General features: G+C 47.9%; 7 protein-coding genes, 1 tRNA gene and 10 pseudogenes. 15 read left to right on the plus strand and 3 right to left on the minus strand.

All coding sequences use genetic code 11. The features are described from left to right. Positions 1-128 precede the first annotated feature (128 nt). Positions 129-812 (minus strand): annotated as a pseudogene (locus P2W74_RS10250) (tyrosine-type recombinase/integrase); the annotation flags it as partial. Positions 813-814: 2 nt separating this feature from the next. Between P2W74_RS10250 and P2W74_RS10255 the strand changes: the two are divergent. The 3 pseudogenes from P2W74_RS10255 to P2W74_RS10265 form a co-directional block, all read left to right on the plus strand. Further along, positions 815-1,056, plus strand: a pseudogene (locus P2W74_RS10255) (KilA-N domain-containing protein); the annotation flags it as partial. Positions 1,057-1,063: 7 nt separating this feature from the next. After that, positions 1,064-2,056, plus strand: a pseudogene (locus P2W74_RS10260) (DUF968 domain-containing protein). Positions 2,057-2,069: 13 nt separating this feature from the next. After that, a pseudogene (locus P2W74_RS10265) lies at positions 2,070-2,489 on the plus strand (antiterminator Q family protein). 399 nt (positions 2,490-2,888) lie between these two features. On the opposite strand, the gene cspF reads toward P2W74_RS10265, so the two are convergent. Beyond that, the gene (cspF, locus tag P2W74_RS10270; protein WP_075261945.1) at positions 2,889-3,101 is read right to left on the minus strand and encodes a cold shock-like protein CspF; all 213 of its coding nucleotides are present in this window, start codon (positions 3,099-3,101) and stop codon (positions 2,889-2,891) included. A 310-nt stretch (positions 3,102-3,411) separates the two neighbouring features. Between cspF and P2W74_RS10275 the strand changes: the two genes are divergently transcribed. Beyond that, positions 3,412-3,618, plus strand: a complete 207-nt coding sequence (locus P2W74_RS10275; protein WP_276294854.1) for a cold shock domain-containing protein — start codon at positions 3,412-3,414, stop codon at positions 3,616-3,618. Between the two features lie 409 nt (positions 3,619-4,027). Here P2W74_RS10275 and P2W74_RS10280 read toward each other — a convergent pair whose 3' ends face one another. Further along, on the minus strand, positions 4,028-4,195 hold the full coding sequence (locus P2W74_RS10280; protein ID WP_276294855.1) for a YnfU family zinc-binding protein: 168 nt from the start codon (positions 4,193-4,195) through the stop codon (positions 4,028-4,030). Positions 4,196-4,603: 408 nt separating this feature from the next. Between P2W74_RS10280 and P2W74_RS10285 the strand changes: the two genes are divergently transcribed. The 11 genes and pseudogenes from P2W74_RS10285 to P2W74_RS10335 all read left to right on the plus strand — a co-directional run bounded on the left by P2W74_RS10285 (position 4,604) and on the right by P2W74_RS10335 (position 10,636). Further along, positions 4,604-4,682: transfer RNA gene (locus tag P2W74_RS10285), tRNA-Ile, on the plus strand. 254 nt (positions 4,683-4,936) lie between these two features. Next, a complete protein-coding gene (locus P2W74_RS10290; protein ID WP_276295167.1) occupies positions 4,937-5,113 on the plus strand; it encodes a DUF4222 domain-containing protein in 177 nt (58 codons plus the stop codon). Positions 5,114-5,993: 880 nt separating this feature from the next. Next, a pseudogene (locus tag P2W74_RS10295) lies at positions 5,994-6,379 on the plus strand (putative holin). Continuing rightward, a pseudogene (locus tag P2W74_RS10300) lies at positions 6,369-6,536 on the plus strand (phage holin family protein); the annotation flags it as partial. The pseudogenes P2W74_RS10295 and P2W74_RS10300, both read left to right, overlap by 11 nt. Then, positions 6,505-6,939 (plus strand): annotated as a pseudogene (locus P2W74_RS10305) (phage minor tail protein L); the annotation flags it as partial. The pseudogenes P2W74_RS10300 and P2W74_RS10305, both read left to right, overlap by 32 nt. Further along, positions 6,927-7,460 (plus strand): annotated as a pseudogene (locus P2W74_RS10310) (phage tail tip domain-containing protein); the annotation flags it as partial. The pseudogenes P2W74_RS10305 and P2W74_RS10310, both read left to right, overlap by 13 nt. 154 nt (positions 7,461-7,614) lie before the next feature. Next, positions 7,615-8,706, plus strand: coding sequence for a prophage tail fiber N-terminal domain-containing protein (locus P2W74_RS10315; protein ID WP_276294857.1), 1,092 nt, complete (start codon positions 7,615-7,617; stop codon positions 8,704-8,706). Then, positions 8,669-8,779, plus strand: a pseudogene (locus tag P2W74_RS10320) (phage tail protein); the annotation flags it as partial. The gene P2W74_RS10315 and the pseudogene P2W74_RS10320, both read left to right, overlap by 38 nt. A gap of 82 nt (positions 8,780-8,861) precedes the next feature. Continuing rightward, a complete protein-coding gene (locus tag P2W74_RS10325) occupies positions 8,862-9,698 on the plus strand; it encodes a hypothetical protein (protein WP_276294858.1) in 837 nt (278 codons plus the stop codon). Continuing rightward, entirely contained in the window at positions 9,698-10,261 is a 564-nt protein-coding gene (locus P2W74_RS10330) for a DUF4376 domain-containing protein (RefSeq protein WP_276294859.1), read from the plus strand. The genes P2W74_RS10325 and P2W74_RS10330 overlap by 1 nt, the downstream gene beginning before the upstream one ends. Continuing rightward, positions 10,258-10,636, plus strand: a pseudogene (locus P2W74_RS10335) (DUF1353 domain-containing protein). The gene P2W74_RS10330 and the pseudogene P2W74_RS10335 overlap by 4 nt, the downstream one beginning before the upstream one ends. Positions 10,637-10,639 lie beyond the last annotated feature (3 nt).

Consider the following 10,639-nt stretch of genomic DNA (forward strand, 5'->3'; position numbering starts at 1 on the left):
CTTTAAAAACTTATTGCATACAGTTTTTTACTATATAAGTCAAAGGGCTGCTCCTTGCTCCAAGCGGACCGTTTGGATCTTTTTCATGTGTGTTGAGAAAATCAAGATGGCGGTGAAACGTTTAAATTTCACAACGCTACTTTGTTCCACCCTTTGCCTCGATCGTCATGATAACGGTCAGTTTGCCGTTGTGTTTTATGGCCAAGTAGTTTTTGTGTATCTACCCCCTGTTCTTTATATAGACGTTCAGATAAAGATCGTTGTTCATGGAATGTTGCGGGCGAACCTTTGCTCCAGTCAATTCTTGCTAAATCTCTCGCTTTACTAAAATTCATCGTCAATGTATTGGCTTTAACCTGTGCTCCGCGCTCTGCTTGTGAAGTTGAACGGAAAAAAATGTACTAAGTATGGACTGACTGCATAGTCACGGCAGCGGGTTACTACATCGCGTAAACTCCAGTTAATCGCATTGAGGTGAAGAGAAAGAGGAATTGCGATTTTGCTCCCGGTCTTTCCTGAATGACATGGAGATGATCATCCCAAATATCACTAAATTTCATACGCGAGATATCACCTAACAGCTGGCCAGTAACCAGTGCTAACAGCATGGCATTCCCCATATAACGATGACTGGCATCTGCGATATCAAAGATTTTTTGCCATTCTTCTAGGCTGAGGCGTTGACGGGTAATTTCCCTTCTGGGTTGCTTCGTCGCAAGAGCAGGGTTATACCCTGGTGGAACTTCGCCATAATGTTGTGCTTCCTTAAACACATCGATCAATACAGACCTTACGACTTGCGCCATTCTCGGCTATTCGCATAACGGCAAACCAGGTGTATATCTACCAGTTGGCGAAGCTGGGGATTGTTGTAACATCGTGAGCGATACAGCACGAACAGGAATCAACGGCATTAAAAAATTTTGGTCACTTACGGCGAAGGGCTGCATGTTCGGCAAGAACATCACCAGTCCGGCAAACCCGCGCGAGACTCAGCCGCATTTCTTCGAGTCCAGATTCCCTGAGCTGTTAAAGCTGCTTGAGACCGTTCATTGAGGTGGCCGTGAGAGCGTTACTGACTCCTGAAATTGCCCCACGAATGGGGATCGTATTGTTCAGGCCAGGTTCCGAGTTGATGCCCCTGTTTATGCAGGGGCGTGTCCTGCTGGAGCCAGAGCCGGAACGTTATTCATCTTTTGCCAGTGGCGTCGTTCCGGCGTCATCACAACCATTAGCGGAAGATCCCGGTATTCGGGATGTTTTCCGCAATGAATCTGTTATTCGTCGTGCTGGTGGAGTAGAGAGCCTTGAAAGCTGGTTACTTCGGGAAAAAGGTTGTCAGTGGCCTCATTCTGACTGGCACAGCGAACACGTAACAACAATGCGCCACGCTCCGGGGGCGATCCGCTTGTGCTGGCATTGCGATAACCAGCTGCGCGATCAGTTCAACGAACGGCTGGAATCAATGGCAACGGATAACTGTGCACGCTGGGTGCTGTCTGTTGTTCGCCGGGATCTCGGTTTTGATGATAACCATGTCGTTACGCTACCGGAGCTGTGCTGGTGGCTGGTTCGTTATGAACTGGCTGATGTTCTGCCGGAAAGCGCAGCCTGTAAGGCCCTGAGAATGCCAGAGCCAGTAGTCCAATCGGTAACCCGTGAAAGTGACCTGGTTCCCTCGGTCCCGGCCACCAGCATTGTCCATGACAAAGTGAAAAAGGTGCTCCGCGCTTAAGGTTGACCCCGGAATCACCGGAGTCTTTTATGCTGCGCCCCAAACGCCGTCGATGGGTTAACGAGAAGTACACGCGCTGGGTTAAGACACAGCCGTGTGCATGTTGTGGAAAGCCCGCCGATGATCCTCATCACCTGATAGGCCACGGTCAGGGGGGAGTGGGTACAAAAAGCGCATGACCTCTTTGTGTTGCCTTTGTGCAGAAAGCATCACAACGAGCTACATGCGGACACCGTGGCATTTGAAGAAAAGTATGGCTCCCAACTGGAGCTGATATTTCGTTTTATCGATCGTGCGTTGGCAATTGGCGTGCTGGCGTAAGTGGGGAAGAATAATGCGTGATATACAGAAGGTTTTAGATTTATGGGGAGCCTGGGCTGCGAGTGATTCACATCGCATTAACTAATCCTCAATTGCAGCCTGGCTTTAAAGGTCTATTGCCTTATACAAACAAAGCTCGCCCTCAATGTTGTGATGATGACGGACTGATTATTGAAAGTTGCTTGGCCAGGCTTCGTAAGAGGAGTCATTACGATTATGAACTGTTAGTGGCTCATTACGTTCTCAGAGTGTCCAAGAGGGGTATGGCAAAGCGACATAAGAATGTGAAAAAAAACAGATCCGGATAGAAATGCAATTAGCGGAAGGATTCGTCGAGGGATGTTTGTCTATGCTGGATCTTCGGCTGGAGATGGATCCGATTGTTTGCGTAGAAAACCATAAAAAAAGCACTAGTGCGGTCCGCATTTTTTGATGTAAGGTGTTAAGAGTAGTTGTTATTCAGCTGTTCTTAATCATTGAAAACAATTACTTACAGCGAATGTGAGATGTTGGCAAAGGTCGCGCTGTTGCATGGCGGGGATGGCGGAACGTCATGCTTGATTATGGCATTCAGGATAAGCGTTCATATCAACATTCTGGATGCAAAAGCAATGCGTTGAGTCTTTTATATTTTGCCCCTGTTATAAGATAGGGGCTTCAGTACTCGATGATCTTTAGGCTAAATAAATAGCAGCATAGTCATTGCTATAGTACTGCATAAGCTCTTAAGACCAGTCAGTCAGTTGCTGAGATAGACAGTCTGATTCATGTAAACTATCCTTGTTCTGAAGCTCTGCTTAATGATTACCAAAAGTAAAGGTGGCATTTCAAGTCATGAGAGATAAACGTTCGCTGCCGAAGGACCACGAAGGCCATTTATTCGACAAAACTCAACGCGCAACCCGGGAATGAGTGCTTCTGAATCGCGGAGGCTTAGTGCTGAAATGTGAAGCTGTACGTCTATGCGGCCATCGGAGGGGGTGATAAGACCTTTACCGCTTTTGCAGTCAAAGGTTTTGACAATTCCTGTCATTTTACGGGACAAACAAATTCCTTAATGTTTGAAACACGGTGCACTATACACGTGCTTAAAAATAACGCAGAAATACTTCCTGGGCTGTAAGGGGACCTGGACGGCTAAAATAAACATTGATTAATATGTATGCCCATGCGTTAATGATTGCGTCGGTTTGAAGAACAGACGTGTACAAGGTAGTTTATTAAAGCAGTTCTCATTTCAGGTATTATATATTTATCCCTTCTTTGAGTCTCTCCACTAAGCACGAAGTAGTTTCTGTAATAAAACCATCTATGCCGAAAGGCTCAAAATTAAGGAATAAAAAATATGTCTAATAATGATGACTGGTTTAGTAAAATGGTTTAATGCTGATAAGGGTTTCGGATTTATCTCGCCTGTTGATGGCAGTAAAGATGTGTTTGTTCATTTCTCTGCTATCCAGAGTGATAATTATCGCACCCTGTTTGAAGGACAAAAAGTAACATTCTCTATTGAGAATGGTTCTAAAGGTCCGGTTGCTGCTAACGTAGTTACCACAGAGTAAAAATCCAAAAAATTGTCTCTATGCGATAACGAAGAAGGCTAATGCCTGAGTGGTCATATTGACAGAAATAATGGATGTATTGTTGGGTTAGTTGAATTAAATTCTTACTGATCCGGCATTTCATGATAACGGTGAGCATATTTCATCATATCTCCTGAAGGAGAAAGTACGCTGACCGTTGTTGTGACGTGCAACTTTTCTGCTCGAATAGTCGAACCGCAGAAGCTAGCTGCTGTCCTTACAAAACGTGCGTAAGGGAGCGGCTGTTCCGAAAAAGTCACAATTGAAATTAATTAAAGTTGAAAATATTAAACCCGCATGCAGCGGGTTTTTTATTATCTTTAATAAGATAATCTCACATAATAGTTGTGGCTATTATATGTGGCATGAATACGTTAAAATTTATTTGTTATGCAGCGCTGAGGGTTGTCTGGAATAACTTATTACAATGAGGGCAGATTAACAGAGCACCTTTTTGTACTCTCGAAAAACTGTGTTCAGAATGTTGGGTGCAGTTCGGGCAGGCGCATTTGACAAGATAATTACGGCGTGATTTAGAGTCTTTACGTTCTGACATAGGCTTTTTCCTGAGTAAATGAACGTTCACATTACACTAATTTGTCGAAAATATCTTTAATTTATTTTTTGATTGATACAGATATCAGTTATTGGATTGAGATTGTACCCGTAAATCGCCCTTTGGGCGTGTTTGTGAAGAGCCTCTCTAAGTGTAGGTAATAGCGTCTGGGAGGATGTTGCAATGCGCCTGGATTGTGATGATTTGTGCGCTGAGGACTCAGACAACATACCTTGATTTTTGTTTAGGGCTTAAATTAAGCAAAAGCAAAACATATCTTTACTTATCTTTAAGGATTTTCGGGTTTTTTGTGTGGGAGTGAATTTTTTCTCCGTTATTATGCCTTCCGGTTCCGAAGGGGATGACTTTTATTGCTCGGTCAAGCCTGGCCCTGAGGAACCAATTAATGCCGACTCTAGCTCAGTTGGCTAGAGCGATTGACTTATAATCAGTGGGGTCAGCCGTTTGCTTCCGGTAGTCGGCACCAAGCTCGGCATAATTTTGAGGTGTTCCCAAGTGCGGGATGGCTAGGACAGCTTCAGCCGAAGGCCATTGACATATTAGATCTTGAGGCAGGCAATATGTTTCGGGAGGCACCCGACACCTCAACCCTGTAACGCTTATCACATGTGGTAGGCGATACGACCAATAATAATAAAATATTTTTCATGCGTTGACCTCCACCTCCTGTGAGGTGGTTTTTTTTCAAATGTATATTGTGTTGTATGTTTAACTCGAACGATTTTTCCGAGCCCTCAGCAACGTTATAAAGACGACCGTGGCACACTGGTAACAATAATCAGCGTTGATGAGAGGCGCGTTGTTTTCATGCGGGAGGGATACCCTCATCCCTGTATGAGACCAATGTACAACTTCCTGGCAAAGTTTAAGAAGATTTCTGAAAGACAGTCTGCTTGATTAGCAAACGGATGATCTATATTTAATTTGTTTTTATACAATGGATGGGCGGTTATTCAGGGCTTCATCCAACAACCAGGGATTGGAAGTGTTGCTAACAGTTGTCTTGTTTAGCAGCATCAATAGATAAGGAGAGAATCTATGGGGATATGGTTTGTATTAAGCGGGATGCTTTGCTTCTTTATTGCGCATCTGGCAGATAAGCACTCGAAAAAACTGGTAGCAGACGTAACGATTTTTACGGGAGTATTCATGATAGCACTTGCCACTTTATTCTGAGAGTAAGTTGCTCCAATCCCTGGGGATATGGAGAACTAATGTCATATCTTGCAACTAAGTTTAATTGTATAGAATTCGAATGGGCCATTTCCGAAAGAGTGGCTGAGGCGAGCATAGGGAAATCCTTCGGGGATGGTCCATCCGAATTTATTATGTAGATATTAATGTAGTGTATGTTTGTCAGAACCCGCCATCGTGCGGGTTTTGTCGTTTCTGTCTGCTGCTTTTTCCAGGATAAAAAAAGGCACGACCAAATGAAACTGGCCGCGGGACAAAGTCCGAGAATAACTACGATGAAAACGAGTACAAAAAAGAGCGCGGCTGTCGGATTAGAAGCCGCGGGACAAGGTCCGTGATACTTAAAGAATTTCCTCTCTTTTAACTTCCCGCCTCGGGAAGTAACAAGAGTATATAAATTAAATTTTCTGGTTTAAATGCAAATATTAACCTGAATTACCGGTAAGCCTTATTCCTCCGCGTTTCACCTGACATACGCATTAATAACCACTAGATAATCCCTACTCAAAGGTGACTGCAGGCGCCTTTGAGTGGGTGTTATCAGTGGGCCACAGGCGGCCCTTTTTATTTACAGGAGAAAATCATGTCTGAACCCTTATCCGGGACGGGCACGGCTGCGGCGCTCGGAGGGGCGACGGCATTCGGTCTGTTTACCAATACGGATTTCGGGATAGTGTTTGGCGCATTTGCCGGGCACTGTTTGTGGCCACGATGCCACAGGCACTGTCTGCCTGGCGGGTGGCGGCTCATTTTCTGGTGTCATTCATCATTGGTGTGCTGGGGGCAAAGGCGCTGGCGTCATATCTTGCAACTAAAACAGGTTATAACGGAGCCTCTGCTGAAGCATTGTGTGCGGTACTGGTATCTGTGGTGTCAGTAAAAATTCTGTCGTTTATCCATCAACAAGATATCGGTTCGTTGATATCGGGGTTGTTTTCCCGCCTGTGGGGAGGTGGTAATGGCAGGTAATATTCCAGGACTGCTGAATGTGGCGTTATGCACGGTCATCGTGCTGACGCTTTTTTTTTACCGCAGAAAAGACGCCACACATAAACCGCTGGTGTCGTGGCTGGCCTGGTTGCTGATGTTGGTGTATGCGGTTGCACCGCTCAGTTATCCGGCAGGAAACACTGAATGAATGCACCCGTGCGGAGCAGTCGGCCAGCGTGGTGTTCTGGGAAATTGACCTGACAGAGGTCGGTGGTGAACGCTATTTTTTCTGTAATGAGCAGAATGAAAAAGGTGAACCAGTCACCTGGCAGGGGCGGCAGTATCAGGCGTATCCCATTCAGGGGAGTGGTTTTGAACTGAATGGCAAAGGCACCAGTACGCGTCCCACGCTGACGGTCTCTAACCTGTACGGCATGGTCACCGGTATGGTGGAGGATTTGCAGAGTCTGGTCGGCGGAACGGTGGTCCGGCGTAAGGTTTACGCCCGTTTTCTGGATGCGGTGAACTTCGTCAACGGAAACAGCGAAGCCGATCCGGAGCAGGAGGTAATTAGCCGATGGCGTACCCGCCAGCATTCTCACTGACAGCGGATGGAAAGCTGACAGCTAAAAATGCGGATATCAGCGGCAATATTAATGCCAGCTCCGGTACGCTGGACAATATCACGAACAATCAGAACTGCCGGATCCTTGGAAAACTTTCAGCGAATCAGATTGACGGGGATATTGTTAAAGCTGTTGCAAAAAGTTTTCCGCGTGCAGGCGTGGATCCGCAACACCATTACAACGGATGGCCGTCAGGAACCCTGACCCTGACAGTATTTGATGATCAGGCGTTTGACAGGCAGATCATCATTCCACCTGTTATGTTCCGCGGTGCCAGCCGTACATACAATATCAGTGATGGTGCGGACGGCTCCTGGTCGACGACCTGTACCCTGGATATCCGTAAAAATGGTGTGCAGATATTTAATGACAGTGTGACGGACAAAACGTCGACTTACTCCGGGGTGATTGATATGCCCGCCGGAAGGGGGCATGTCACGATGACATTTTCGGTTTCTTCCAGAAGCAGTAATAAATGGAACCCTTCAGCCTAGATAAGCGACCTGGTTGTCATGGTGGTTAAAAAATCATCCGCAGGTATCACTCTTGCCTGAGTGTGTCCTTGCATCCTTCCCGTTCTTCAGCGAGGGGAAGGATATCAGTTCAGTTATTTGCCCCGCACTGTCGGGGTTTTTTTATGGAGTCATTATGCCAGTACAGATTTCTGGTGTGCTTAAAGATGGCACGGGAAAACCGATACAGAACTGCACTATTCAACTGAAAGCGAAACGGAACAGCACCACGGTGGTCGTGAATACAGTCGCCTCGGAAAATCCGGATGAGGCTGGACGTTATGGTATGAGTGTTGAATATGGCCAGTACTATGTGACTCTGCTTGTCGAGGGTTATCCTCCTGCTCATGCAGGTATGATAACGGTCTATGAGGACTCTAAGCCCGGAACGCTCAATGATTTTCTTGGCGCGCCTTCTGAGGATGATGTGCGTCCTGAGGCACTCCGCCGTTTTGAACAAATGGTGGAAGAGGTCTCCCGACAGGCTGCTGAAGTTGAGAATAATGCGACACTTGCAACGGAAGCCGCCAGAGAGGCTGCAGATTCTGCCGCCAGGTCGGAAAAAAATGCAGAATCAGCAGAAGGGGCCGCGCAACGGGCTGAAGCTTCGGCGGAAAAAGCCGCAGCGTCAGCACAGGCGGCATCAGAAAGTGCTGACAGTGCGGCATCAGACGCCGGGGTGGCGTCTGAAAGTGCAAAAAGCGCCCAGTCTGCTGAATTCGCTGCTGCTGCCAGTGCAGAACTGGCAGGAAAGCATGAGAGCAACGCAGCAGCCAGCGCACTGTCAGCATCACAGGCCGAAGCCAGCGCCGCGGAGTCTGCCAGAGTGGCAACCGACAAAGCCGAAGACGCGTCGAACCATGAGCAGGAAGCAAAGTCAGCGGCACAGGCAGCGAAGCAGTCGGAAACAGAGGCTGCCAGGTCAGAGGCGAATGCCGCATTGTCTGCTGATGGTGCTGAACAATCTGCAATAAGGGCTGAAGCGTTTTCTGTTCAGGCAGCCAGTTCAGCAAATGAGGTTAAACAACACGTTGCGGAAGCGGCGCTTCATGCTTCAGTTGCGACGCAGAAAGCGGAGGAAGCAGCGGCAAGTGCTGTGGCGGCTGACCGGAATAAACAAGCCTCAGAAGCCCTCGCTATCCGGGCTGAATCAGCCGCAGAACGCGCAGAAGACATAGCCTCTGCGGTAGATCAGTCTTACCAGAAAAGGCGTTGTCCGACTCAGTAACGCAACCGACAGCGACAGTGAGCGTGAAGCTGCCACCCCCAAAGCGGTGAAAGAGGTCATGGATGAAACACGGAGACTGAAATGAATCGCTTGCCGGGAAACAGCCGTTAAACGAAAAGCTCACCGCATTAAGCGCTCTGGATACCTCTGAGGATATGCTGGCGTATTTCAGTGGCGAGAACACATTCTCGGTAACGCCTCTGACGGAGAAAGCGCGCGCGTGGTTAGGACAGACTGAATCCGCGGAGATGCGCGGAATACTTGAACTGGGCTCCTCGGCAGTGAGGAATATCCAGAGCAATATTCATGACCGTACGGAAGGGGTGGTGGCGATCCCGGGGGCTCTGGGATACGGGAGCTATTTTAGCTTTAATGAGAGAGTGGTTTTCAGAGGACCAGATGGCCCTGCCGAGTTTATTTCCTGGGTTGTCAGTACACCGCCCGGTCGGTACTGCGTGGATGATCTCATTTTTGCTTCAAATGACAGCATTCCGATCATAGATTCGAAGATTCGCTTATCAGGCATGGTTGAAATAATCATTCCGGAATCTGCGTCCAGTTTTACGCAATCCAGCGCCAGAAAACTCATTATCTTTATGAGCAATAAAGGTGAAATCTTCACCAATATGCTGAGCAAAAGTGGCGGGGTATTCAGTCTGGCTGGCTGGGGGGGGCTCCGGGCGAGCGCATTACGTTCTGCGGATTTCTGGGGGAGCCCGGGTATTGATGGCGTCACACTTGCCGCGATATCTGTGGCTGATCTTGCCTCACATAAGCGCGGGGACAGGATTTCAGGAGAAAAGTTACGGCATGTCTCGCTTATGTTCGAGAACAACGGCAACCCGTGTGCAGCGGCATCGGTTTACAACGTATCGATGATGTATGGGTTATTGCCGGGATCCTATTTTATTCTGAATGGCTCCAGTCAGGGCCTGAATTGTGGGAATAAGGCTAATGCCTGGTGGGTTTGCCTGGTGATGAGGACAGAATAATGAAAATAATCGACATAAAGGCGATGAAATACCTGGAAGATGGTTCTGTTTCCTGTGAAGTGATGTTTGAAGGGGCATCCGGTTATATACCTTATCGCGCAGTGGAGAATGATTCAGCCGCAACGGGGCGTGCAGTATGGATATCCCTGATGCGTGGCGAGTTCGGTGAAATCAGCCCATTTACGGTAACGCTGGATATGTTAGCCACTGCCAGAGAGGTTAAAAAGCAGGAGATTAATGCCTGGCGTGATAAGCAGGAGAACGGCAGTGTCATTTTTGAATTTAATGGGCATGCGTGGGACGGCGGCAAAGCGTCTCAATCCCGTTTGTCTCCGGTTATTGCGGCAGCACAGGCAGGCACGTTGCCTCCCGGTTTTTTCTGGACGGATGCAGACAACCATGATGTTGAGTTAACGACTGAAGAGCTTGTACAGCTTGCGGGGGCAATGACGCAGGCGATGGTCGTTGAGGGGTTTCGGATCCACGAACGCCAGCGACAGATGAAGGAAGAGGTTGCTGTGCTGCAGTACATACCCGGTGGGATGGCCGGAGGTGGAAAGTGAGTAAATTTACGACCCCTGCCGTGCTGGAAATGCTCGATGATTATCGCTGGCGTCTGGTTGAGCGTTTGGAATTCTGGCTGACGGACAGCCCGGATGATGTGATACTTGTCCCCGCAGGATACGTTACCGACGCTGGCCAGCGTACCGCGCCTTCTCTGGTCAGTGTTCCCGCCACATGGTCGTTATGCGAAAGCGGCAATTATTCACGACTGGCTGTATGACAATGCGTTGAGCACGAAGAAAGAAGCAGACAGGATATTTCTGGATGCGATGAAGGTACTTAAAGTACCTGCCTGGCGGCGTCTGATGATGTACTGCGCTGTACGTCTCTTCGGGCGGGGTAACTACGAACTGGCACATCAAAAGACAATGTGAGAT

It is taken from the genome of Citrobacter enshiensis, from assembly GCF_029338175.1.
Taxonomy (GTDB): Bacteria; Pseudomonadota; Gammaproteobacteria; order Enterobacterales; family Enterobacteriaceae; genus Citrobacter_D; species Citrobacter_D enshiensis.

Excerpts from the sequence above, each read along its gene's own strand:
- P2W74_RS10275 (WP_276294854.1), top strand. The coding sequence starts at position 3,412 with ATGATGACTGGTTTAGTAAAATGGTTTAATGCTGATAAGGGTTTCGGA.
- P2W74_RS10280 (WP_276294855.1), bottom strand. The coding sequence starts at position 4,195 with ATGTCAGAACGTAAAGACTCTAAATCACGCCGTAATTATCTTGTCAAA.
- P2W74_RS10315 (WP_276294857.1), top strand. The coding sequence starts at position 7,615 with ATGCCAGTACAGATTTCTGGTGTGCTTAAAGATGGCACGGGAAAACCG.
- P2W74_RS10325 (WP_276294858.1), top strand. The coding sequence starts at position 8,862 with ATGCTGGCGTATTTCAGTGGCGAGAACACATTCTCGGTAACGCCTCTG.
- P2W74_RS10330 (WP_276294859.1), top strand. The coding sequence starts at position 9,698 with ATGAAAATAATCGACATAAAGGCGATGAAATACCTGGAAGATGGTTCT.